This is a genomic window from Micromonospora sp. NPDC048935 (genome assembly GCF_043197875.1).
Taxonomy (GTDB): domain Bacteria; phylum Actinomycetota; class Actinomycetes; order Mycobacteriales; family Micromonosporaceae; genus Micromonospora.
Window position 1 is genome coordinate 1 of the sequence record NZ_JBICTZ010000005.1, and the last position, 23,942, is coordinate 23,942.

Genomic DNA, 23,942 nt, shown 5'->3' on the forward strand with positions numbered 1-23,942 from the left:
GTTCATGGGGGTAGCTCCTTCGGGGGTAGGACACCCGACCGCCAAAGGGGGGCGGCGGCAGGGTGTGAGCACCTCGTCCGGCGCTGCACAAACAAGGGGGGGAAAGATTGGGGGGGTGACGCTGTGTCGGCGTCGGGGCCGGGCGGCCTGCGAGCGAGGGCTCGGGGCACCGGGTCCCTGTGTAACGACCGGGGGGGCCGAGGTCATTCCGGGGGTGGCCCACCTGCCGGCACCCTCATCGTGGCGGTGCCTGCGGTCGTTCGTGGGGACTGTAACGACCGGGGGCCGGGGGTCATTCCGGGTCGGCCCATCGCACGGCACCCTCGTCAAGGCGGTACCGACGGTCGCTCGTCGCGACTGCAACGACCGGGGGGCGGGGGACATTCCGGGTCGGCCCATCGCACGGCACCCTCGTCAAGGCGGTACCGACGGTCGCTCCTCGGGACTGTAACGACCGGCCCCGGGTAGGCATTCCGACCTGCGGGACCAGCCTCCCAAACCCCTGCGGGTCGGGCGCGCGGCAGGTCGTGCTGCGATCGTCAGGGTGTGTAACGACCCCGGCCCGGCCACGATTCCGGCCCACGGGTGCGACCGGTCACAGGCCGCAGAGCCCTCGGGCGAACAAACCACCCATAACCCCCGCACCGGCGTCCCCGAACCACCCCCACCGGGCATGATCCACTCGCGTTCATGAAAATCGGGGCATCCCGGACGCCCGGACACCCCGATTTCCGCAAACCCGAGTCGATCAAGGCGGATCATCCACGGCCGGAGGGTCACGGAACGGACAAAGGTCGCAGGTGGGCTCACGTGTCGGCCCGGTTGGTCGACCGGCGCTGATCTGGGCACCTCCGCGGCCGGATGAACCGGGTCGACCCATCCCGCGCCCACCGCTCGGAGCCGAGGACAGCCAAGGCCGTTCACCCAGCGCCGGGCACGCCCAAAGTCGGACATCCTACGCCCGGGCGTGCCCAAAACCCGGACACAACCAGCGCCTGCCACCCCAGCGGCAGGCGCGCCCAAAGCCGACCATCCCCACAGTCAGGGCCCACCCCGGGCCGACCACACCCACCACCAAAGCCCACCCCCTGCCGGCCACGCCTCACAGTCAGGCCCACCCCCGGCCGACCACAGGCCCGGACACCTGCGGGACCGGACCACCCGGGAAGCCCACCCCCAGCCGGCCACACCCCACCACCAGGCCCACCCCCGCCCACCACAGGCCCGGACACCTGCGGGACCGGACCACCCGGGAAGCCCACCCCCAGCCGGCCACACCCCACCGCCAGGCCCACCCCCGCCCACCACAGGCCCGGACACCTGCGGGACCCGACCACCCGGGGCGGACGGACGCTGGCGCCCGTCGGAGTGTTCCGACGGGCGCCAGCTTCAGGTGCGATCCGGGCACGGCCCGGTGGTGTGCGGATCAGTGCGCGGCACCACCGAGGCGCTGGCGGCGACGCCAGGCCAGGGTCAGCAGCAGCATGACCGCTCCGGCGCCGACCAGGCCGCCGCCGAGCTTCATGGGCGTGCCGATGCTGTCACCGGTGACCGGCAGCGGCTGCTTCTTGTGCAGCACCCGCAGCTCGGTGCTGGCGGTACGGCCGGACTCCCGACCCGTGGCGGTGAAGGTCAGCAGACCCGTCACCGAAGGGGTGTAGCTCTTGCTGAAGCTTCCCTGGGCGTTGGTGTACGCCGTGAAGTTCAGCGGCGCGCTCGCCTGGTAGGCCACCGCGGCCATCGCCACGGTGCTGCCGTCGCTGCGGCGAGCCGGAGCCTGACCGCCGGCCGGAGCGGCCAGCGGAGCCACCGTCACCGCGATGTCGACGGTCTCGTTCGGGCCGAAGCCGGTGCCGGTCAGCACGACCGTCTCGCCGAGGAAGATCGTCGGCCGGTTGACGGTCAGTGACGCTGCGGCTGGCGGGTACGGCGGCGGTTGCGGCGGGTCGGTGGTCGCGCTGGGCGTCGGCTGCGGCTGTGCCGCCCCCGCTGCCGTCGGCACGGCCACCACGGCCAGGCCGACCGTGAGCGCCATGATGATGCGGGATAGCCGCATGATTGGTTCCCTCCTACTGGTCACAGCTTGGTGCGGAATGAACTTGGGTGGTCCATGGGCTGGCGGTGGGGGTCAGCCACAGCTCGGCCTGCCCGACGCCGGTCTTGGCCGTCAGCACGCTGACCTCCAGCACCTTCTCGGCGCCGGGGCCGACGTCGACGCTGGCGGTCGCCACCTGGCGGCGGCGTTCCGTGCCACTGCCAAGCGCCGTCTCGGCCCCGTCGAGCCGGGCCTCGAGCACCGCGCCGCCAGCCGGGCTGAAGATCGACACCAACGTGCGAGCGGTGTACGGGTCGCCAGCCAGACCAAGCCCGAGAACGGAATCGCTGAGTCCGGACTTCGGCGCGGTCGAGCGCAGGGTCACCCGCAGCCGAAGCTCGCGGCGGCCGTCGGGCCGGCATTCGCCGACCGTGAGGTTCGCCGTCGGCCGCAGGTAGTAGCCGAGCTTCGCGCCGCTGCCGTCGTTGAGAAAGACGCCGACGGTCGGCACGGTGTCCTGCTCCGGAAGCGTCCCGGCCATCCGGCTCGCACCGAATGTCCGCTGTTCCTCAGGTCGGGCACTCCAGAACAATATCCGTCGTTCAGTGATAGCACGGTCAAATGCGGACAACAACACACGTGGGTTGACATTCTTCTTGAAGAAGGCGTCGAAGACCGAAGCCGCCGACGCCGCGAAGAACTCATCCTGCTGGCGGACGTTCAGCCGCTGGTAGCTGTCGTTGAGCAGCGTCTGCACGACCTTCTCGCTGGCGAGCGGGACCCCACCGGGCACCAGCACCGGGCCTGTCGCCTTGAGCAGGTACGACAGCACCACCGGGTCGACGGCGAGCACACCGTCGACAGTGGTGCCGGTCGAGCGCCGGAACATCTCGCGGTACAGCGTGGCGGCGGTCGGGAAGTGCGGGGACAGATTGACGTCGGCGGGATAGATGCCGGGCAGATCGGTCCAGAGGGCCCGGGTCTCGGCGGGCACCTTCAGCGCCGGGGTGAACCGGCCGAGCGAGGCACTACTGCCCTGCCTGCCCATCTTCACCGCGCCGTTCTCCGCCTCGATCATCGCGTACGCGCCGAACATGCCGCCGGTGGCGCGCAACTCGGCGAGGTTCTGCGAGACCAGCAGGTACCGTCGCGGCCCGTTCGCGCCAAGCAGCGGCGGCAGCAGGCGGGCGCCCTGGTCGGCGGCCGTGGTGAGGCTGGCCAGCCGGTCGATCTCGTCGCGGAGGTCCGTCAGGGCCTGCCGGATCTGGCTGACCAGCCTGTCGGTCGGCACCGCGCCCAGATCGCGGCGCGTCCGCTGCACCGACTCGTTGACGCCGGTCAGCTCGATGGAGACAGCGGTGAGCCGAGCGAGGTCCAACCGTCCGCCGGTCGGCACCAACCTGGTCAGGTCCGTCCGCAGCAGGGTCGGGAACGCCTCCCGGGCCAGCTCGTCGATGGCGATGGCGATCCGCCGGACGGCGTCGAGATCGTCACCCGCGACCGGCGTGCGGCGAGCCAGTCGCCAACTCGGGTCGGCCGTCGCCGCCCGGGCAGCGCCGGACTGCTCCTGTAGGGCGGCGAGTGTCCGCAGGGCCCGGTCGGTGTCCCCACCCACCACCTGGGCGCTCAACTCCCGGGCCAGGCCGGCGGCGTTGAGCAGGTGTGCCCGCGCCTGCCAGCCACGGAAGCCGATCCACCCGCCGGTCGCCAGCAGCAGCGAGCCGACGACCAGGGCACCGAGGAGCGCACGTCGCAGCCGGGCACGCCGACGGCGCCGGGACCGGCTCCGCCGCCGGGTCGGCCGTTCACTTTCCGTCACACCACACTCCCGTTCACGGAACCGGACAGATGGTCCGTTCCCCGACGTTCTTAGCACGCGCTGGGGAACTTCGTACCATTATTGAGGTCTTCGCCCTTTAAGCGAATTTCCTTCGCAGATCGCCGGTCGGCTCGGTGGCCCGTCCCGCCGCCTCGTGCAGCAGCCGCTCGATCCGGTCCACGCCGGCGGGCAGCGACATCTCCCGCAGGTACGCCGTGCGCCCCCGGCGACCCATCTCGGTACGTGTCGGCGGCGGGATGGTGGCGGCCAACCAGAACCGGTCGGCCAACGCGGCCCAGTCCTCCGGGGGGCAGGACAGCCCGGCCCGGACACGCTCGACCAGCTCCGCGGTGTCGCCGCCGGCCGACGCGATCACCGGGGCGGCACAGGAGAGCGCCGCCTGGAGCTTGCCCGGCACCGTGCCGCGCAGTTCCGGAAGGTCGCGCAGCATGACCAGCTGATAGTCGGCGGCGGCGTACAACTCGGGCATGTCGACGGGCGACCGTCGCTGCACGAAGCGGACGTTGGCCGCGCCCAACTCGGCGGCGAGCCCCCGGACCTTGCGCTCGGCCGAGCCCGAACCGACCAGGACCAGGTCCATCGTCCGGTCCAGCGCCGCGGCCGCCCGGACGGCGGTCTCCAGCCCCTGCCGTTCGCCGATCGTGCCGGCGTGCATCACCACGCACCGACCGTCTCGGCGGACCAACTGGCGGGCCGCCACACCGGGCGTCGCCGGATAGAAGATCCGCTCGTCGGTCCAGTTGAGGACCAACCGGACCCGGTCCGGTTCGGCGCCGGCCGCGACGACCAGATCCCGCATCGACGGCGCCGCGACCGCGATCCGCGCGGCGGACCGGTAGATCCGGGTCATCGCGCTGCCCATCCGCGCCACCCAGCGCCCCTGGCCCGCCTCGTCGACGCCGTCGCGGGTCCAGACGTCCTGGACGTGCAGCACCGCGGGCACCTGCCCGAGCAGCCGGAGCACCCCCGCGGCGGCGAACGTCGTGGCCGGGAGCTGGAAGACGTACAGCGCGTCCACGTCACCGAGGTAGCGGCGCGCGGCCAGCGTCGCGCTGCCGGCGAAGGAGAGGTAGCTGGCCATCCGGGCGCCGGTGGACGTGGCGCCTCCCGGGTAGCGGGGCACCCTCCGTACGGTCAGCCGTTCGCTGTGCGTCTCGTGGTGCCACCGCTGTCGCCAGCCGGGATAGACGTGGCCGCCGGGGTAGTCCGGAAACCCGGTGAGCACCCGGACCTCGTGCCCCCGGGCGGCCAACTCCTCGGCGAGGCTGCCGGGGATGAACGCGGGCTCGGGCGGGAAGTGGTAGGACAGGATGCCGATCTTCACTGCCGAACCCCCATCCGCTGCGAATCGGCGCCAGCCGGCGCGGCACCCCGGCCGGCGGGTGGACGGCCCGCGTACGATGCCGACAACCCCTCCCTGCGCGGCCGCCGGCACCGACACACCGTCCTCGCGGTGTGGCCGCCCGCGTCCGCACCGACGAGAGGGGCACCGATGACTGATCGTGTGTTGTTCGTCTGCCACGCCAACCTGTGCCGGTCACCGATGGCCGAGCATCTGGCCCGCCGGCTGCTGGCCGACCGGCCCGTCACCGTGGCGAGCGCCGGCACCGACGCGGTCGACGGGCTGTCCATGCATCCGTACGCCCTGGAGGTCGCGACGGAGAGCGGCGCGGACGCCGCGGCGTTCCGGACCCGCGGTCTGCGGCCCGAATACCTGGTGGACGCGACGCTGGTGCTGACCGCCACCCGGCGCCAGCGCTCGATCTGCACCGCGCTGGCGCCGAGCGCCCTGCACCGGACGTTCACCCTGCGCCAGTTCGGCCGGCTGGCGGCGGCGGCCGAGCCGCCCGCCGAGCCGGCCGACGACCCGTTGCGGGCGGCTATCGCCGCCGTCGCCCGGGCCCGGGGACGGCTGCAACCCGCCGCCCCGGACGCGGACGATCTTCGGGACCCGATCGGCGGCACCTCCGCCGACTTCCGACGCTGTGCCGAGGAGATCGAGCGGTCGCTGCGACCCCTCGCCGCGCTCATCGGGGCAGCCGGGTGAGCTCCTGGGTGTGGTCGGCGACGCCGTTGACCCCGTTGGTGGCCTCGCTGTGCCGGCCGGACATCACCCGATCTGCCGGAACCGACGCCGGAGGGATCGAGGCGACCACGCGGTAGGCCTCGTACTGGTACGCCTCGGCCTTGGCCACCTTGGCCATGTTCAGCACGCAGCCGAGCAGGCGGACCGAGACCGAGTGCAGTGCGCGGGCCGCCGCGGCCACCTGGGTCCGCGAGGTACGGCCCTGCTGGCTCACCAGCAGCGCGCCGTCGGCCTGCACGGCCACGACCACGCCGTCGGTCACCGCGAGCAGCGGAGCCGTGTCGATGATCACGATGTCCGCGGACTCTCGCAGCGCCAGCAGCAGATCCGACATCGCCTTGGATCCGAGCAGCTCGCTCGGGTTCGGCGGCGCGGAACCGCTGGGCAGCACCAGCATCGACTTGTCGCCCCAGCGCTGGACGACGTCGCCGACCTTCACGTCGCCGACGAGCACGTCGGTGAGGCCGACCCCGGCGTCCAGTCCCAGGTACTCGTCGACCTTCGGCCGGCGCAGGTCCGCGTCGACAAGCAGCACCCGCCAGCCCGCCTCGGCCAGCGCGATGGCCAGGTTGCAGGAGAGCGTGGTCTTGCCCTCGCCCTGCAACGCGCTGGTCACGGCGATGACCCGGGCCGGCTCGTGCACGTCCACGAAGCGCAGGTTCGTCCGCAGCTTGCGGACCGCCTCGGCGCGGGCCGAGGTCGCCGCGTCGCCGATGATGAGCGGCTCGGTGCGGGCGCTGCTCTCATAGGGGATCTCACCGAGCAGCGGGCTGCCGGTGGCACGTTGCAGGCCGGCGGAGTCGCGCAGTCGGACGTCGGCGACGCCGCGCAGGATCGCCAGGCCGACGCCGAGCATCAGGCCGATCAGCCCGCCGAGGGTGAGGTTGCGCGTCGGCTGCGGTGAGACCGGATTGGCGCTGACCCGTGGGCCACTGACCACCTCGATCTTGATCGGTGCCTTGCCCTCCGATGTCGTCTCGACCTTCTGCACCAGGTCGACGAACTTCGCGGCGAGCGACTCGGTCACCCGCAGCGCCCGGGTCTGGTCGGTGTCGTTGACCGAGGCGCGCAGCAGCACGGTGCCGGTCTCGGTGGAGGTGGTCACCCGGCTGCGCACCTCGTCCGCGGTGAGGCCCACCGGGGTGTCGGCCACCACGCTCTGCGCCAGCCTGTCGCTGGTGAGCAGATCGGCGTACGACTTGACGCGCTGTTGGAGGAAGAGCCCACCCTGGTAGGCATCACTGACGCCGGAGTTGGGGGTGGTGACGAAGAAGGTCACCGAGGCGACGTACCGGGGTTGTGCCCGTACGGTCAGGAACGCCGAGGCGCCGAGGGCCACCATGACCGTGACCAGCACGACCCACCAGTGCCGACGCACGTGGCGCAATTGGCGGAGCAGGTCCATCAGGAGCGCCTCCGCGTCGGTCCGGTTACGCCAAGAAACTTCACGAAAACCCCCAAGGTCGTTTGTAAACTCGTGAAACCATTAAAGCGGCTCATGCGGCTTATGTCCGGAGTTAGGTGGTTCTCACTCTGACCCATGCGCCCGCATAACCAACCGGACAGAGGCGCATTCGGCTGCGGCGAGACGCGGGGAAAAGTCGACGGCCGGCCGAACGACCCCTGTGGCCGACGGCGCGCACGAGCCCGGACCGGGCCGACAGCGGTGTGCCGGGAAGTCGGTGGCGCCTTGCTGCTGCTCGGTGCCGTGACGGCCCTGGTTCGGGCTAACTCGTCCTGGTCCGACTCGTACCCCGCTCGGCGACTGGGTGCCCTGGGCCCGGCGGCGCGCCCTGGCACCTCGACCTGGACGTGGCCACCTGGGCGGCGGACGGCCTGCTGGCCGTCTTCTTCTTCGTGGTGGGCCTGGAACTCAAGCGAGAGTTCGTCGCCCCTGCGCGATCCTCGTCGGGCCGCGCTGCCCGTGGTGGCATGCTGCTGCCGGCGCTCTCACCCTCGCCGTGGTCGACGACCTGTTCGCCATCACCATCATCGCGGTCTTCTACACCGCCGACTTCCACCCTGTGCCGCTACTCGCGGCGCTGGCGCCGATCGGGCTCTTCGCGGTGCTGGTGCGACGCGGCCTTACCTGGTGGTGGGCGCTGACCCCGCTCGCGGCCGCGGCCTGGGCCCTCGTGCACGCCTCCGGTGTGCACGCCACGGTGGCCGGCGTGCTGCTCGGCTTCACGGTGCCGGTGCTCGCCCGCCGCCGGGCCGGCGGCGGCGCCGTGCCCGACGTCTACCAGCGGCCCGCCGACAGGTGAGCGGTGGCCGCGCGTCAGCGGCGACGCTCGGCGGGCGGCGGCTCCTCGGTCTCCTCGACCAGCGCCTCCGCTGCCGGTGCGGTGAGGTCGTCGCCCGGCACCGCCACCTCCTCGGCACGATCCTGCTCGTCCGGCCTGCCCCCGGCCGGCGGCTCGGGTGCGGTGCCGCCGCCGGCGAAGCCGTACTCGTTCGGTTCGTCGTGCCGGCTCATGTGGTCATCCTCCCGCTGTCCCCGGTTTCGCGTCTCACCGCCAACGGTAGGTGCTGATCGTGGCCTGCGCAGCGCCCCGGGGATTGTCGCCCGGACCACGGCGGTGAGCCGCTCAGCGCCGCCCCGAGCAGCTGACGCAGGGCGATGATCGCCACCGCGCCGGCCAGGCCGTTCCAACCCGGCTCGCCCACCAGCCGGAGCAGGCCGGCCGCGGTGAGCAGGTCCAGCAGGACCCGGACACCGCTTCGCAGGCCGCCGGTGCCGAGCGTGGCGATCACCCCGGCGACAAGCGCCAACGCGGTGACCGCCGTGACCAGGGCCCCCATCACGGCCGACGCTCCCCCTCGGCGACCTGCCGTTGCTCCTGACGGATCTCCCGACCCAGGAAGTAGTTCAGCGCCGTTCGGATCGTCGCGATCGCCGCCAGTTGGCCGATCTGGTCGAACGACGGGGACACCGCCGTGCGCAGCACGTCGGCCGCCAACTGGAATTCGAGGCCGAGGGTCAGGAACCGACCCAGCGACAGCCGGATCGGCGTGAAGCGGGCGGCGGAGCGGTGTCGCAGCCCTTCGACCACGAACCGCACCGCCGCCCAGACCGCCCCGACGAAGATGACGAGCGCGCCGGCCACCTCCACCACGGCAACCAGCACCTGGTCGCCCTGGCGCAACAACTCGGCCGGCTCCACCGGAGGCCGTTACCCGTCCACGGGCCAGCTAGTCGACCCTCAGGTCAGCTCGTTGACCGCCTCCAGGATCAGCCAGAGGCCGGAGATGGCGAACAGGACCGCGGCGCCGTACCTGATCGTCTTCTCCGGCAGCCGGCGACCGAGCATCCGCCCGACCAGGATGGCCAGCGCGTCCGCGGCCACCATGCCGATGGTGGAGCCGAGCCAGGTGCCGAACCAGCCGTACTTGGTGGCCAACGTGATCGTCGCGAGCATCGTCTTGTCGCCCAGCTCGGCCAGGAAGAACGCCACCGACACCGCCACGATCGCGGTCTTGCTGGTCTTCTCCGCCTTGCGCTTCTCCTCCTCGGTGAGCTTGTCACCGCGCAGCGTCCACGCACCGAAGCCGAGGAACGCCACACCGGCCACCAGGGAGATCCAGTCGGTCGGCAACACCGCCCCGAGACCCACGCCGATGGCCACCGACGCCAGGTGCACCACCGCCGTGGCGACAGTGATGCCGATCAGCACCGGGATCGGCTTGAACCGCGTGGCGAAGGTCAACGCCATCAACTGGGACTTGTCTCCCAGCTCGGCGACGAAGATGACGCCGAAGCTGATGACCAGCGCGGCGAAAAATCCCTCCATGACATCCTTCCCGTTCACGCCGGGAGGAGGTGACAGGGGCGCCCTCGACCCGGCTGCAACAGCCTGAGTCGAAGGTCTCGCCCGCCCCGGACGAACCGGGGCCGCGTGGCCGGGTGCGGAACGCACCAGTATGTCGACCACGACATTGGGGGCTACTCCCCTTCGCGGACCCAGCCTAGCGGATCACCACCGGGCCGGGCCGTGGTGGGTGAACCGGCTCAGCCTGCCCGGGCCAGCGTGACCCCGAAGAGCCCGTCCGGGTCGGTCCAGAACTCCGTCGCGGCGAAGCCCGCGGAGGCCAGCTCTCCGGCGACCCCCTCCGGGCGGAACTTCGCCGACACCTCGGTGCGCAGCTCCTCCCCCGCGGCGAAGTCCACGGTCAGGTCCAACACCCGGACCCGCATCGGTCGGGTCGCCCGCAACCGCATCTCGATCCACTCGTGGGTCGGATCCCAGAGGGCCACGTGCGCGAACGCCCCCGGGTCGAAGTCGGCGCCCAACTCCCGATTGACCACCCGCAACACGTTGCGGTTGAACTCGGCGGTGACCCCGGCGGCGTCGTCGTACGCGGGCACCATCACCGACGGGTCCTTCACCAGGTCGGTGCCGAGCAACAGCCAGTCGCCGACCTCCAGCGCGCCGCGCATCGCCGTCAGGAACTCGGCCCGCTCGGCGGGCAGCAGGTTGCCGATGGTGCCGCCGAGGAACACCACCAGCCGACGGCCGCCGGTGGGCAGCCGGTCCAGTTGCCGGGTGAAGTCGCCGACGATGCCCCGGACCCGCAGGCCCGGATAGTCGGCGGCGATCTGGGCGGTGGACCCGCGCAGCGCGCTGACCGACACGTCGAGCGGGACGAACGTGCCCAGGCCGCCCCGCCGGGTGAAGGCGTCCAGCAGGAGTCGGGTCTTCTCCGACGAGCCGGAACCCAACTCGATAAGGGTCTTGGCCCCGGTCAGCGCCGCGATGGCGGGAGCACGTTCGGCCAGCACGGCCCGCTCGGCCCGGGTCGGGTAGTACTCGGGTAAGCGGGTGATCTCCTCGAACAACTCGCTGCCCCGAGCGTCGTAGAACCACTTCGGTGGCAGCCACTTCTGCCCGGCGCTCAGCCCGGCCCGAACGTCGTCGCGCAGGCCGCGCTCCAGGTCGTGCTCTTCGAGGTAGATCTCCAACGGTTCCGCGGTCATCGATTCGCCTCTCTGTTCGAACAAAACAGGTGGTGCCCCGACCGGTGGTGCTCACCGGACCGGCAGCGGACATACCCGGACCTCCCCCGGCGTGGCCACGACCAGGTGCCCCTCCGGCACCGCCCGCCACCCCGGATCGTCGTCGTGCGGCTCGGAGGCCAGCAGCACCGAACCCGGCGTCTCGCGCACCGACAACGCGTGCCCGGCCACGCTGGCGACCGCCCGTCGCCCGTCGGTGAGCAGCAGGTTGAGCCGCGACCCCGGGGCCGCCGCGGCCACGTCCGCCACCGTCCGCCCGACCGCCTCCGCCGGGTCCTCGCCGGCGCGCAGCCGATGCCGCACCAGCGCCCAGAGCAACGCCGAGTCGGTGGCGGCGTCCAGGGTGAGCAGGTCGCGCACCGGCAGCCCGGCGGCGAGCGGCACCACCGCGTCCGGCCAGCCGCGGACCACGCCGTTGTGGCTGAACAGCCACCGCCCCTCGGCGAACGGCGCGGCGGCGCCGTCGAGCACCGCCATTCCCACGGTGGCCGAGCGCACGGCCGCGAGCAGCGCGCCGGTGCGGGTCACCGCCGCGAGCTGGGCGATTGTCGGATCGCTCCAGATCGGCTGCGCCCGCCGGTAACGCACCGGCTCGCCGTCGCCCGGATACCAGCCGACCCCGAACCCGTCGGCGTTGATGGTGCCGCCGCCGCGCATGTCGCGGGGCGCCCAGGACTGGCGCACCAGCGAGTGCGCCGGGTCGAACAGCACCTCGGCCAGGGTGACCGGCGGCCCCAGGTAGGCCAGGTGACGACACATCAGCAGACCGTCCCCGCCGGGCCGCCGATCGGGCGGTGGATCACCGGTACGACTCGTCCGGCCGGACGTCGCGGGCGCAGCGGAAACCGCTGAAGATCTGCCGCCGGATCGGGTAGTCCCAGTTGCGGAAGGTGCCCCGACAGGCCGAACGGTCGGTGCCGAACGAACCACCACGCAGCACCCGGTAGTCGTCGCCGAAGAACACCTCCGAGTATTCGCGGTAGGGGAACGCCGTGAAGCCGGGATGCCCGGTGAACGTGGTCGAGGTCCACTCCCAGACGTCGCCGATGAGCTGGTGCACACCCAACGGCGAGGCGCCCGCCGGGTACGCGCCCACCGGCGCCGGCCGCAGATGACGTTGGTCGAGGTTGGCGTGCGCCTCGGTCGGGTCGTCATCGCCCCACGGATAGCGGCGGGACCGCCCGCTCGCCGGGTCCCACCGGGCCGCCTTCTCCCACTCCGCCTCGGTCGGCAGCCGCTTGCCGGCCCACGCCGCGTACGCCTGCGCCTCGTGGAAGCACACGTGCACCACCGGCTCGTCGGCGCGCACCCGACTCCACCGGCCGAAGCGCTGATAGAACCAGTCGTCGCCGTCGCGACGCCAGTGCATCGGCGCGCTGAGCCGCTCCCGCACCCGGTGGGCCCAGCCGGCCGCGCTCCACCAGCGCTGATCGGTGTAGCCACCGTCGGCGATGAAGGCCGCGTACTGGCCGTTGGTGACCGGAGCCGCGTCGATGACGTACGCCGGCAGGTCGACGCGGTGCGCCGGGCGCTCGTTGTCCAGAGCCCACGGGTCGGTGTCGGTGCCCATGGTGAACTCCCCGGCCGGCACCAGCACCTCCCCGGCGACCCGGGCGGACGGCTCGGGCGGCGGCGGGGCGTGCAGCACCGCCGGCCCCGACCGCAACTGGTGGGTGGCGAGCATGGTCTCGTCGTGCTGCTGCTCGTGCTGCACCATCATGCCGAAGGCGAACCCGTTGGCGACCAACGGCCGCTGCGTGAACGCCACCGAGTCGAGCAGGTCGTACACCTTGTCCCGGACGGTGGCCAGGTAGGCGCGCGCCTCGGCGGGCGGCAGCAGCGGAAGCGCCGGGCGGTCCCGGCGCGGCTGCTTGAACGCGTCGTACAACTCGTCGATGTCGCGGCGGACCGGCTCGCGGCCCCCGACGTCGCGGACCAGCCAGAGCTCCTCCTGGTTACCCACGTGGGCGAGGTCCCAGACCAGTGGCGACATCAGCGGTGAGTGTTGGCGCAGCAGATCTCCGTCGTCGACCACCTCGGTCAGCAGCGTCGTGCGGGCGCGGGCCCGGGCCAGCTCCGCCGCGATCCGGTCGCGCAAAAGTTCACCGTCGGTGTGCCCCGTCGTGCTCACGCTCATCTGTCCCGTCCTTCCGTCGCGGCGGCGAGCCGCCGTCGTACTCCGCGTTCGATCTCGTCGTGGACAGCCGCCGGCAGGTCCAGCCGGGGCAGGGTGCGCAGCGCCAGGTCGAGCAGCGCCGCCGCGGCGGTGGCCAGCGCCGGATCGGCCAGGCCCTGCTTGGCGGCGACCGACCAGCGGTCCGCCACCGGCGCGGCGATCGTGTGCGCCACGCCCACCGTGCCCGCATCGGTGAAGAGGGCACTCAGCACCGCCAGCGGGAGCCGCCAGTCCCGGCCGGGCTGGGTGTCCAGGTAGCGCAGCTCCAGGTAGCCGCGTGGCCGCACCGGCGGGAAGAGGGTGCTGACGTGGTAGTCGAGGTCGTCGGTGGTGGGCGGTCGCGGCAACGCGCCGTCGAGCCAGTCGGCGAATGTCACGCCCGGTGGCGCGGCCCAGTCCGTGCCGTGCCGACGCAGGCAGAGCAGCGGCGCGGCCAGCACGTACCGCATCCAGGTCGCCGTCGGGTCCTCGTCGACGCGACCCGGCGTCCAGACCGGGCGGGTGCGGGCCGGGTCGATGGCCAGCCAGGCGGCCATCCGCGCGGAAACCCATCCGGTGCGCCGCCCGGCGTGCCGGTCGGCCGACGCGAACACCGCGAGCAGCGGCGGCCCGACCGCGTGGGCGGCCGCCCAGCGTGCCGCGACCTGATCCGGCTCACCGGCGTCGAGGCAGACCTGCAGGCCGGCGGTGCTGTACATCATCGTGCGGCCGGCCGGACCACGCCTGTCGAAGGCGGCGCGCATCGCGCGGTAGCGGGGAGTTTCCAGCACCGGGCGGGGCCGTCGGTGTGGGTCGATGCCGCTGCGGCCGAGGATCAACCCGGCGGCGGCCAGCAGGTCGGTGACCTGGGCGATGTCGGCCTCGGTGGCCTCGATCAACGCGGTGACCGAGGGGCGGGGCGGGGTGGAGATCTCCACCTGGCCACCCGGCTCGAGGGTCACCATGCCGCCGTGTCGCAGCGGCTCGGCCGGGCTGGTGGCATCCAGCGTGGTGGGGCTGTGCCGCCCCAGCGCCGCCCGGAGCCGCGTCGGGTCGACGGGTCGGGCGGGATCGGCGGCGTCGTGCACGGTCCATTCCAGTTCGACGCCGGTGAGGGTGGGTGGGCCGGTCTTGAAGCAGATCCGGGCGAGGTGCCGGACTGCGGCTGCGGACTCGCGCAGGATGGCCCCGCGGTCCAACTCGGGTGACGTCACCAATGGTCGGGATCCCCTCTCCGTGTGCCGACTCCGGACACGGTGCCACCGTAGACCCACCCACCGACACCGTCGTTGGCGTGCACGGCAGCACCAACCTCTGTCTAACAGACGAATTTCCCGTGCAGGGCGGAACGGAAACGCGTCGGCACGGGCCGGTTACCGACGGGTGAGGGGGCCCGTCGGCGGAGATGGCGGCTGGGGCTTCGCCGGTTCGGACGGCCTACGCTCGGGCCCCAACCGCTGGCAGTACGCCTCGACCCCGGCGGGGCCGCCGGCGGCGGCGACGAGCCTCTCGAAGGCCGGCGTCCGCAACGCCCTCTCCCGCTCCTCGGGCTTCTTGGCCTGCCAGGCGCGGCACAGGCCGTCCAGGTCCCCGGCGGGCGCGCCCGGGGTCGGCGGCGTGCCCGCCGACGGAACGCCTGGAGACGGTGGGCCCGACGACGGGCGGCCGGGCGGCGGCGGGCCGGGCGGCGCCGATCGACTCGGCTCGCCGGACGGGGGTGCGCTCCCCTGCGGGCTCGGCGACGTCCGGGACGGCTGCGGTGCGACCGGGTCCGGGGCCCGGTCGCGGGTGACCGCGGCGAAGGCGGCCCCGGCCGTGGCGGTGGCCGCCACCGCGCCGATCCAGGCCACCGCTCCGGTGGTGAGGCGGCGGCGGTGCGGCCGAGGTGGCACGGACGGCGCCGGATCGGCCCGCGCGGCCCGGAACGCGGCCAGCGCGGCCTCCTCGCCGGCCAACTCGCCGGGCCGGGCCGGACCGGCGGCCGCGGCGAGCAGACCCGCCACCCGGTCCGCCGAGGGCCCGGGCGACGCGGGTACGCGGGCCTGCGGCGAGGCCGCGTCCCCTCCCCGACCGGCCCGGTCCGACGTGGCGTCCAGGTCGGCGCGGACCGAGTCGAGCAGCCGTTCGGTCTCGGCGTGGTCGCCCCGCCGGAACGGGTTCATCCAGAATCCCCTCACGTCAGCCGTCCGCCGGCTCGGCGTGCGGTGCCCGCAGGGATGGGCCGCCGCCCGCCCGGGGCGGCGACCCACCGTCGAGTCGGACGGACGACTCGACCGCGTTCTGCCGCTCCAACAGGGCTGCGAGCCGTCGCAGACCGCGGTGCGCGGCGGTTCGAACGGCACCGGCCCGGCGGCCCAGCACCCGGCCCGCGGATCCCGCGTCCAGCCCGATCACGGCCCGCAGCAGGACCGCTTCGGCCTCGCGGGGAGGCAGGGTGGCGATCAGCGCCAGGGCGGCTTCGGTGCCGATCGTCTCGCTGGCACCCTCGGCGGTGTCCGCCTCGCTGGCCAGGTCGACGAGCGCGTGCACCGGGACCGGCAACGACGGCCGGCGGCGCAGCCTGCGCAGGTGATCCATCGCCCGGTTGCGGGCGATCGTGACGGTCCAGGCGCGGAACTCGCCGCCGGTGAAGCTGGGCAGGTCGCGGGAGATCTGTAGCCAGGTCTCCGATGCGACGTCCTCCGCGTCCGCGCCGACCAGGGCGGTCAGATAGCGCAGCAGGCCCGGCTGGAGGCTGCGGTAGAGCAGGCGGAACGCGTCCTCGTCCCCGGCCTGCGCCGCGCTGACCGCCTCCGTCAACTCGCCGGTCATCCGCGGCCCATGGATCGCGCCGGCCTGGCCCGCGGCGGCACGGCAGAGCACGCGGTACGAATCGTCCGCCCGACCAGCACCCGCCCCGCCCTCCGCCAATCTGGTCCCACCCGTGACCGAGGTCGTCGGGCCGGGGTTTCTGGTGGGCCAACGCCAGGGTCGTCGGCTCGGTGCGCCGACCCTCTCCGTGCGCCGACCCTTGAGATCGCCGGGGCGGCCCGAGCCGCGCTAACGCTAGGACGGGGGCCAACGACGCGACAAGTCGGGACCTCGTCACGGAAGAGTGACAATTATCAACCCGACATTCGGGCGTGTCGCCGTCACTGCCCGTGACCCAGAGGGTGCAAACCAGCCCTCGACTCGCCTTTCGTCCACCGTCGCGCGCCCGCGCATCGAAATATGTCGGCTTTCGTCACGGCACGTCGCCGCACCGTCACAGAGACGCAGCGTCCACACAGGTCAGCCCGGTACACCGGTGCGGGGCACCCGTTCGGCTGACAGCCCGTGTCACGCCCCCGCGCGCGACTCTGGGTACGGTATTGCGGTGTTGTCATCGGAGGTCGTGCTCAGCGGTCGGTACCGCCTGGACGAACGTGTCGCTACCGGCGGTATGGGCGACGTCTGGCGTGGCGTGGACCTGATCCTCGGCCGGCAGGTCGCGGTCAAGGTGCTGCTGCCGACACTGGTCTCCGACCCCGACTTCATCGCCCGGTTCCGGGCCGAGGCCCGGATCATGGCGGCGCTGCGGCACCCCGGCATCGTGCAGGTCTTCGACTGCGGTGCCGAGGACCTGCCCGACGACGCAGGTCGGGCCGACTACCTGGTGATGGAGTTCGTCGCCGGCGAGCCGTTGTCCAAGCGGATCGAGACGGCCGGCCGCCTCGACGTGGCCGAGACGATGTCGATCGTGGCCCAGGCCGCCTCCGCGCTGAACGCGGCGCACCGCGGCGGCATCGTGCACCGCGACGTCAAGCCCAGCAACCTGCTCGTGCTGGAGGACGGCTCGGTCGTCCTGGTGGACTTCGGCGTGGCGCGTTCGCTCGACATCACCAGCATCACCAGCACCAACGCGGTGCCCGGCACCGCCCTCTACATGGCCCCCGAGCAGGCCGCCGGGCGACCGGTCAGCGGTGCGACAGACATCTACGCGCTGGGCGCGGTCACCTACTGCTGCCTCACCGGCAATCCGCCGTTCACCGGCGACAACCCGCTCCAGGTCGCCGTCCGACACCTCGACGACGAGCCGCCGGAGCTGCCGCACGAGATTCCCGAGGCGGTTCGCGCCCTGGTGTCCCGGGCCCTGGCCAAGGACCCGCAGGATCGCTTCAGCAGCGGTGCCGCGATGGCCGAGGCCGCCCGGACCGCGGTGACCGGCGGCGAGCCGCCCACCGCGATGGCGGCAGCCGTTCCGCTGCGCGACGGCGGGCCGGGCGGCCGTACCGAGGTGGCGGCCGGCGCGGCGGTGGCGGGTGGGGCCCCGGTCGGGCGTGAGCGACGGCGGGCCCCCCTTGTCGGCGCGGCGGTGGCCGTGCTCGTCGCGCTGGTCGGGCTCGGGGTGGCGCTGGCCACGACGCACAAGACCAGCGAAAACCCGGCGGTCAAGCTGCCGAGCACCTCGCCGACGGCGGCGCCGAGCGGCCCGTTGGACCTGCCGGCGGGCAACGAGCAGGTCGCCACCGGTGGCCCGACCAGGCCCGACCGGTCGGCGTCGCCCGGCGTCTCCCCGTCGACGTCGATCTCCGCCACACCGAGCACGCGGCCCAGCCAGACGACGAGCCCGTCGACGCCGGTGGTGACGCCGACGGCGACGACGGGGCCGACCAACGGTCCGACGGGCGTCCCGACGACACCGCCATCGGTGCCCCCGCCGACCGCGACGGAGAGCGCGCCGACCGTTCCGGAGGGACCGGCGGCCAACTGACCGTCGGTTTCGTCCACCGCGGATATTCCCACCAGCACCGATATCCCCAAAACGGACGTGGGGCGACGAACACCCCTCTAGGCTCTCGGCAGGCCATATCCTCCATCTGCCCCGGGAGCCTGGGTGAGCGCTGAAAAGCTGGTCGTGATCGGTCAGGGATACGTCGGGCTGCCGCTGGCCATGCGCGCCGTCGAGGCCGGGCTGGACGTGGTCGGCCTCGACGTCGACGCCGACCGGGTGAAGCGTCTGGCCTCCGGGGAGTCGTTCGTCGAGGACATCCCCACCGACCGGCTGGGGCGCGCGTTGGGCAGCGGCCGGTACAACCCCAGCACGGAGTACACCGACGCCGAGGGTTTCGACATCTGCGTCATCACCGTGCCGACACCGCTGCGCGACGGCACCCCCGACCTGAGCTTCGTCGAACAGGCAGGCGTCGGCATCGGCCCGTACGTGCGCCCGGGATGCACGGTGATCCTGGAGTCGACGACATACCCGGGCACCACCGAGGAGCTGCTGCGCCCACTGTTGGAGTCGGCCAGCGGACTGCGCAGCCCCGGCGACTTCCACCTCGGCTACAGCCCGGAGCGCATCGACCCGGGCAACCCGACGTGGCGCCTGGAGAACACGCCGAAGGTGGTCTCCGGCGTGGACGCGACGTCGCTGGCCCGGGTGGACGAGTTCTACAGGCGCCTCGTGGAACACACCGTGCCGGTGGGCTCGACCCAGGTGGCCGAGCTGACCAAGCTGATCGAGAACACCTTCCGCCAGGTCAACATCGCGCTGATCAACGAGCTGACCATACTCTCGCACCACCTCGACATCGACGTCTGGCAGGCGATCGACGCCGCCGAGACCAAACCGTTCGGCTTCCTGCCGTTCCGGCCCGGGCCCGGTGTCGGCGGGCACTGCCTGCCGATCGACCCGTGCTATCTGTCCTGGCAGGTCAAGCGACGCCTCGGCCGCCAGTTCCGGTTCATCGAGTTGGCCAACGACATCAACCACGAGATGCCCGAGCACGTCGCGCAGCGGATCATGGCGGGCCTGAACCGGGACGGCCGGGCCGTCAGCGGTGCCCGGCTGCTGCTGCTCGGCCTGGCGTACAAGAAGAACACCGGCGACATGCGGGACTCCCCCGCGGTCGACGTGGCCCGCCGGCTGCGGGCCATGGGTGCCGAGGTGCACGCGGTCGAGCCGTACGCCGAGGCGCACCACATCCCGGACGGCGTCACCGTGGTCGGGCTCACCGAGCAGGAGGTCCGCGCCGCGGACGCGGTGGTGGTGGTCACCGACCACGACAGCTTCGACTACGACCTGGTGGTCCGGCACGCACGCTACGTCTTCGACACCCGCAACCGGTGCGTCGGCCCGAAGGTCGAGCGCCTGTAGACCCGGCACCGCTGGCCGGTCCCGCCGCCGGGAAAGACGGCGGGACCGGCCGGCGGATGTCCGTTCGCACCCCCGGGGCGGCGACCCCGGCGGCGGACCTGGCCGGCCGCGCCAGGCGGCGGCAGGGCCGCTCCGGCCGGCGGCGGCAGGGCCGCTCCGGCCGGCGGCAGGGCCGGTCACTGGTCGGCGAGCGCCTCGACGACCGGGCGGGACAGCGCCCGGCGGGCCGGCAGGACCGAGGCGAGCAGGGCGGCCAGCACCGCGACGCCGAGGATCAGTCCGAGCTGGCCGAGCGGCAGCACCAGGTGGAAGTCACCGCCGAGACGGGTGAGCAGGGCCATCGCGGAGGCGCTGACGCCGGTGCCCAGCCCGACGCCGAGCACCGCGCCGACCAACGCCATCAGCACCGCCTCGACGGCGAGCACCGCCCGCATCCGGCCCCGGGTGAGCCCGACCGCCCGCAGCACGGCGTTCTCCCTGGTCCGCTCGACCACCGACAGGCTCAGCGTGTTGGCCACGCCGACCAGGGCGATCACCACGGCCAGACCGAGCAGTGCCGTGACGAAGGCGAGCACCATGTCCACCGTGCCGGTGAGCGACTTCTTGTACGCGCCCTGGTCCATCAGGTTCACCGTCGGGTAGCTGCCCAGCACCGCCTCGATCGCGTCCCGGGCCCGCTCGGCGCTCACCCCGGCGGCGGGGTCGATCTCGGTCAGGAAGCCCCGCTGGGCGGGGAAGAGCGCGGCGAAGTCCGCGTCGAACATGTCGATGACGTTGCCCGCGGGCGCGCCGTCGGCGGACGTGTCGTCGGTGACCACGGCCGCCACCTGGAACGACCGGCCTGCGACGGTCACCGGGGAGCCGACCCGCAGGCCGCGGGCCTGCGCCAGCTCCCGGTGCACGAGCACCTGCCCGGGCCCGACCCCGGTGGGGTCGCCGGCCAACACCCCGCCCAGCGTCCGGCCGACGAGCGCCGGGTGGGCCGCCCGGATCTCGACGTCGGCGACGACGGTGTGGCGCTGCTCGTGCACCACACCCAGCTCGGGGCGGGCGGCCAGCTCACCGGTGAGGGCGGCGGGAAGGTTCTGGCCGATTCCGCTGACCACGAAGTCCGTCCCGATCTGGGCGTCCACGCTGCGTTCGATGCCGTCCTTGGTGCTGCGCGCGCCGACCATGAAGGCCGACACCAGTCCGATCCCGATCACCAGGGCGGTTGCGGTCGCGGCGACCCGCCGCGGGTTGCGGACCGTGTTGGCCACCGCCAGCGCGCCGGTCGCCCCGAGGACGCGGCGGGCCGGCCAGCCGAACACCCGGGCCAGCGCCGGAACGAGCACCGGCCCGAACAGCACGATCCCGAAGAAGGTCAGCACCCCACCGGCCGCCACCAGCACCAACTGGCCGGCGCTCGCGGCACCGGCCAGCGCGGCGACACCGACGGCCAGCAGTACCGCGCCGAAGGCCAACCGCACCCGACCGGCGCTCCGGCTCGGCTGCACCGCGGCGTCGGTCAGCGCGGCCACCGGCGCGATCCGGGTGCCCCGCCAGGCCGGGAGCAGGGCGGCGCAGACCGTGAGCGCGGTGCCCAGCAGCAGGCCGGTCAGCACTGTCGAACCGGTCACGGCCAGGCCACTGGTGCCCGGCACGTCCAGGTGCGACATCAGCAGTCGCAGCCCACCGGCGAGGCCGACCCCGAGCAGCACCCCGAGCGCGGAGGCGACCAACCCGAGCACCGCCGACTCCACCAGGGCGGCCCGGAAGACCTGACCCCGGGTGGCGCCGATCAGGCGCAGCAGCGCGGTGCGCCGGGTGCGCTGGGCCAGCACGATCGCGAAGGTGTTGGCGATCACGAAGCCGGCCACCACCACCGCGACCCCCACGAAGATCAACAGCAGCATCCGGAACTGGTCCGCGTTGCGGACCGCCTCCTCGACGGCCTCGTCGAGGATCCGCTGGCGACTCTTCACGGTGGCGTCGCCGCCGGCCACGGCACGCACCCGTTCGGTCACCGCCGCGACGGAGGCACCCGGGCGGGCCGCCACCAGGATGCGGCCGTAGCCCCGCTGGCCGGTCAGCGCCAACGCGTCCGGCCCGACCAGGCCGACGAACGGGCCGCCGACGTCGCGGACGGTGCCCGCCACGTCGACGGTCCCCACCAGGGTGTACGGGCGGGCCGCACCGCTGCTGCCGCCGACGCGGACCTCGGTGCCGAGCGTGAAGCCCTCCTCGGCGACCGTCGGCGCGTCCAGCACCACCTCTCCGGACCGGTCGGGCAGCCGACCGGCGACCACGTCGTACGAGCGCACGGCCTGCTCGGTGGGGATGGCCACGAGCATGGTGAAGCCGAGCACCGGACGACCGTCGGAGCCGAGGAGCCCGCCGGTGTTGGTCAGCTCGCCGTCGGCGGCGGCCACCCCGTCGACCGCACGCACCCGGTCGACGAGGGCCGGGGACAACACCTCCGCGCCTGTCGCGTAGACGCCCAGGTCGGTGTGCCGGTCGAAGGTGCCGGCCCGCTCGTACGCCCCGGCGCGCATCCCGTCGACGAAGATCATCGTGCCGGCCACGAACGCGACCCCCAGCACGACGGCCAGTGCGGAGAGCAGCATGCGCAGCGCCTCGGCACGCAACGAGCGCAGGGTCAGGCGGATCATGCGGGGCTCCCGGTGCAGGTGGCGGATCGGACCCCTCCGACGCTATGGCCGGAGCCGGTCGGTTGATCTCCACCGGAATGCTCGACCTGCGTGCGTCCCGGGTCGGGGTGCGCCCGCCACCGGCTACGACCCAGGTCGTACGCGGCGTCATCCGCCGGGTGTCACCAGCCCGCTCTCGTACGCCAGGACCACCGCCTGAACCCGGTCGCGCAGTTGGAGCTTCGCCAGGATCCGACCGACGTGGGTCTTCACCGTCGCCTCGGCCACGTGCACCCGGGCGGCGATCTCCGCGTTGGACAGGCCCTGTGCGACGAGCAGCAGCACCTCCCGTTCCCGGTCGGTGAGTTGCGCGAGGCGCGGGTCGGCGCTCGGGGCGGCGCCGAGTTGCCCGGCGAACCGGTCCAGCAGCCGCCGGGTGATCGACGGTGCCACCACCGAGTCGCCCTGGGCCACCACCCGGATCGCGGCCAGCAGCTCCTCCGGCGGAACGTTCTTGAGCAGGAACCCGCTCGCCCCGGCCTGGAGGGCGGCGAACGCGTCCGCCTCGGTGTCGAAGGTGGTCAGCACCAGCACCCGGGGCCCGCCGGCGGGCCGGTCGGCGCAGAGCCGCCGGGTCGCCTCCACCCCGTCCATGGTGGGCATCCGGATGTCCATCACGACCACGTCGGCCTCGGTGCGGGCGAGCACCCGCAGGGCGTCGGCACCGTCGATCGCCTCCCCGACCACCTCCAGGTCGGGCTGGGAGCCCAGCACCATCCGGAACCCGGCGCGCACCAGCGCCTGGTCGTCCACGATCACCACCCGGACCGTCATGCCGCGATCACCTCCGTCGCCGGGTCCGACGGTAGCGGTAGCCGGACCTCGAGCTGCCAACCCCCGGCCGGTCGACGACCGGCGGTGAGGCTGCCGTCGTACACCGTCACCCGCTCCCGCATCCCGAGCAGACCGTGACCGCCGGACGGCGCCGGGCTGACCAGCGGGCGGCCCCGACCGTCGTCGCGTACCCGGACCACGACGGCGTCGGCGGTGTACGTGAGGGCGACCTCGACGACGGCACCGACGCCCGCGTGTTTGAGGGCGTTGGTCAGCGCCTCCTGCACCACCCGGTAGACGGTCAGCTCCAGGCCCGGCGGCAGGGGCGGCTGGTCGCCGGTCACGGTGCTGCGGATGTGCAGGCCGGCGTCACCGAACCGGGCCAGCAGGTCGGGCAACTCGGCAAGCGCCAGACGACGGTGCTCCGGGTCGGCGGCCACCGCGAGCTCGTCGCCGCCGGCCGGGCCGGCGTCGCGCAGGACGCCGACCAGCCGACGCATCTCCTCCAGCGCCGCCCGGCCGGTGTCCGCGACCACCTTCACGGCGGTGCGGGCCTGGGCGGGGTCACGGTCGAGCATGAACCGGGCGCCGTCCGCCTGGACGATCATCACCGCCAGGCTGTGGGCGACCACGTCGTGCAGCTCGCGAGCGATCCGGGTGCGCTCCTCGGCCACCGCCGCCCGGGACTCGGCCTCCCGTTCGCGTTCCAGGGTGGCGGCCCGCTCCTCCAGGCTGAGCACGTAGAGCCGGCGGGTCCGCACGTTCAGCGCGACCAACCACACCGCGCCGGTGACCAACGCGTACCACAGCGCGGTGACCCACCAACTGATGACGCCCGGGGTCTGCACGGCGGCGAGCACCACGCCCACGGCGGCGGCCGCACCGGCGAGCACCGCGGCGCGCAGCCGCTCGCCGTACTTCACCACGCTGTAGAGCGCGATCAGGACGGCGACGTCGAAGGGCAGCGGACCCCACCGGGCGATGACCTGCACCAGGCCGAGCGCCGCGATCACCACGGTCACCGCGCCCGGGCGCGCACGGCGGAACAGCAGCGCCACGGCCATCCCGACACAGACCAGCGCGGCCGCCCAACCGCCCGCCAGGTTCGCCGCACCGGCCAGGCCGATGAGCGCCACCGCCGCGGAGACGGCCACGTCGAAGGCGACGCTGCGCAGCGGGCGACCGACCATCGTGCGTCTCACGGTCACCCAGCGTACGTGCCGTGGGGCG

Annotated in this window: 20 protein-coding genes and 1 pseudogene; 4 read left to right on the forward strand and 17 right to left on the reverse strand. The window is 73.2% G+C overall.

Features of this window, described 5'->3' with window-relative positions; genetic code table 11:
- Positions 1-1,426: 1,426 nt before the first annotated feature.
- The 3 genes from ACGFIW_RS15700 to ACGFIW_RS15710 all read right to left on the reverse strand — a co-directional run bounded on the left by ACGFIW_RS15700 (position 1,427) and on the right by ACGFIW_RS15710 (position 5,199).
- Positions 1,427-2,056 carry a hypothetical protein gene (locus tag ACGFIW_RS15700; RefSeq protein ID WP_393315326.1) on the reverse strand — a complete coding sequence of 210 codons (630 nt, stop codon included), beginning with the start codon at positions 2,054-2,056 and terminating at the stop codon, positions 1,427-1,429.
- A 13-nt stretch (positions 2,057-2,069) separates the two neighbouring features.
- Positions 2,070-3,854, reverse strand: a complete 1,785-nt coding sequence (locus ACGFIW_RS15705) for a DUF4012 domain-containing protein (RefSeq protein WP_393315328.1) — start codon at positions 3,852-3,854, stop codon at positions 2,070-2,072.
- Between the two features lie 97 nt (positions 3,855-3,951).
- Positions 3,952-5,199 carry a glycosyltransferase family 4 protein gene (locus tag ACGFIW_RS15710; RefSeq protein WP_393315331.1) on the reverse strand — a complete coding sequence of 416 codons (1,248 nt, stop codon included), beginning with the start codon at positions 5,197-5,199 and terminating at the stop codon, positions 3,952-3,954.
- Between the two features lie 168 nt (positions 5,200-5,367).
- Between ACGFIW_RS15710 and ACGFIW_RS15715 the strand changes: the two genes are divergently transcribed.
- Positions 5,368-5,922 (forward strand): low molecular weight phosphatase family protein, encoded by a 555-nt coding sequence (locus tag ACGFIW_RS15715; RefSeq protein ID WP_393315334.1) that lies wholly within the window; start codon positions 5,368-5,370, stop codon positions 5,920-5,922.
- Here the strand turns inward: ACGFIW_RS15715 and ACGFIW_RS15720 are convergent.
- Positions 5,903-7,366: a polysaccharide biosynthesis tyrosine autokinase gene (locus ACGFIW_RS15720; protein WP_393315337.1), complete on the reverse strand. Its 1,464-nt coding sequence runs from the start codon at positions 7,364-7,366 to the stop codon at positions 5,903-5,905. The two genes, ACGFIW_RS15715 and ACGFIW_RS15720, sit on opposite strands and share 20 nt — an antisense overlap.
- 407 nt (positions 7,367-7,773) lie before the next feature.
- Here ACGFIW_RS15720 and ACGFIW_RS15725 point away from each other — a divergent pair.
- Positions 7,774-8,225 (forward strand): annotated as a pseudogene (locus ACGFIW_RS15725) (Na+/H+ antiporter NhaA).
- 14 nt (positions 8,226-8,239) lie between these two features.
- Here the strand turns inward: ACGFIW_RS15725 and ACGFIW_RS15730 are convergent.
- The 10 genes from ACGFIW_RS15730 to ACGFIW_RS15775 all read right to left on the reverse strand — a co-directional run bounded on the left by ACGFIW_RS15730 (position 8,240) and on the right by ACGFIW_RS15775 (position 15,941).
- On the reverse strand, positions 8,240-8,437 hold the full coding sequence (locus ACGFIW_RS15730) for a hypothetical protein (protein WP_393315340.1): 198 nt from the start codon (positions 8,435-8,437) through the stop codon (positions 8,240-8,242).
- A complete protein-coding gene (locus ACGFIW_RS15735) occupies positions 8,434-8,763 on the reverse strand; it encodes a hypothetical protein (RefSeq protein ID WP_393315342.1) in 330 nt (109 codons plus the stop codon). The genes ACGFIW_RS15730 and ACGFIW_RS15735 overlap by 4 nt, the downstream gene beginning before the upstream one ends.
- Positions 8,763-9,125 (reverse strand): DUF1622 domain-containing protein, encoded by a 363-nt coding sequence (locus ACGFIW_RS15740; RefSeq protein ID WP_355030519.1) that lies wholly within the window; start codon positions 9,123-9,125, stop codon positions 8,763-8,765. The genes ACGFIW_RS15735 and ACGFIW_RS15740 overlap by 1 nt, the downstream gene beginning before the upstream one ends.
- 39 nt (positions 9,126-9,164) lie before the next feature.
- Positions 9,165-9,752, reverse strand: a complete 588-nt coding sequence (locus ACGFIW_RS15745; protein WP_393315346.1) for a TMEM165/GDT1 family protein — start codon at positions 9,750-9,752, stop codon at positions 9,165-9,167.
- Positions 9,753-9,970: 218 nt separating this feature from the next.
- Positions 9,971-10,936: an L-histidine N(alpha)-methyltransferase gene (gene egtD / locus ACGFIW_RS15750; protein ID WP_393315349.1), complete on the reverse strand. Its 966-nt coding sequence runs from the start codon at positions 10,934-10,936 to the stop codon at positions 9,971-9,973.
- Positions 10,937-10,987: 51 nt separating this feature from the next.
- Complete coding sequence (gene egtC, locus ACGFIW_RS15755; RefSeq protein WP_393315351.1) at positions 10,988-11,734, reverse strand: ergothioneine biosynthesis protein EgtC; 747 nt, start codon at positions 11,732-11,734, stop codon at positions 10,988-10,990.
- Positions 11,735-11,774: 40 nt separating this feature from the next.
- Complete coding sequence (gene egtB / locus ACGFIW_RS15760; protein WP_393315354.1) at positions 11,775-13,112, reverse strand: ergothioneine biosynthesis protein EgtB; 1,338 nt, start codon at positions 13,110-13,112, stop codon at positions 11,775-11,777.
- A complete protein-coding gene (gene egtA / locus ACGFIW_RS15765; RefSeq protein WP_393315357.1) occupies positions 13,109-14,347 on the reverse strand; it encodes an ergothioneine biosynthesis glutamate--cysteine ligase EgtA in 1,239 nt (412 codons plus the stop codon). Before egtA ends, egtB begins: the two co-directional genes overlap by 4 nt.
- 156 nt (positions 14,348-14,503) lie before the next feature.
- On the reverse strand, positions 14,504-15,292 hold the full coding sequence (locus ACGFIW_RS15770; RefSeq protein ID WP_393315360.1) for a hypothetical protein: 789 nt from the start codon (positions 15,290-15,292) through the stop codon (positions 14,504-14,506).
- 16 nt (positions 15,293-15,308) lie between these two features.
- Positions 15,309-15,941 carry an RNA polymerase sigma factor gene (locus ACGFIW_RS15775; RefSeq protein ID WP_393315363.1) on the reverse strand — a complete coding sequence of 211 codons (633 nt, stop codon included), beginning with the start codon at positions 15,939-15,941 and terminating at the stop codon, positions 15,309-15,311.
- A gap of 544 nt (positions 15,942-16,485) precedes the next feature.
- Between ACGFIW_RS15775 and ACGFIW_RS15780 the strand changes: the two genes are divergently transcribed.
- Positions 16,486-17,862 (forward strand): serine/threonine-protein kinase, encoded by a 1,377-nt coding sequence (locus ACGFIW_RS15780; protein WP_393315365.1) that lies wholly within the window; start codon positions 16,486-16,488, stop codon positions 17,860-17,862.
- 123 nt (positions 17,863-17,985) lie between these two features.
- Positions 17,986-19,248, forward strand: a complete 1,263-nt coding sequence (locus tag ACGFIW_RS15785; protein WP_393315368.1) for a nucleotide sugar dehydrogenase — start codon at positions 17,986-17,988, stop codon at positions 19,246-19,248.
- Positions 19,249-19,424: 176 nt separating this feature from the next.
- On the opposite strand, the gene ACGFIW_RS15790 is transcribed toward ACGFIW_RS15785, so the two are convergent.
- The 3 genes from ACGFIW_RS15790 to ACGFIW_RS15800 all read right to left on the reverse strand — a co-directional run bounded on the left by ACGFIW_RS15790 (position 19,425) and on the right by ACGFIW_RS15800 (position 23,920).
- The gene (locus tag ACGFIW_RS15790; RefSeq protein ID WP_393315371.1) at positions 19,425-21,899 is read right to left on the reverse strand and encodes an ABC transporter permease; all 2,475 of its coding nucleotides are present in this window, start codon (positions 21,897-21,899) and stop codon (positions 19,425-19,427) included.
- 147 nt (positions 21,900-22,046) lie between these two features.
- The gene (locus ACGFIW_RS15795; protein ID WP_393315374.1) at positions 22,047-22,712 is read right to left on the reverse strand and encodes a response regulator; all 666 of its coding nucleotides are present in this window, start codon (positions 22,710-22,712) and stop codon (positions 22,047-22,049) included.
- Complete coding sequence (locus ACGFIW_RS15800) at positions 22,709-23,920, reverse strand: sensor histidine kinase (protein WP_393315377.1); 1,212 nt, start codon at positions 23,918-23,920, stop codon at positions 22,709-22,711. The genes ACGFIW_RS15795 and ACGFIW_RS15800 overlap by 4 nt, the downstream gene beginning before the upstream one ends.
- Positions 23,921-23,942 lie beyond the last annotated feature (22 nt).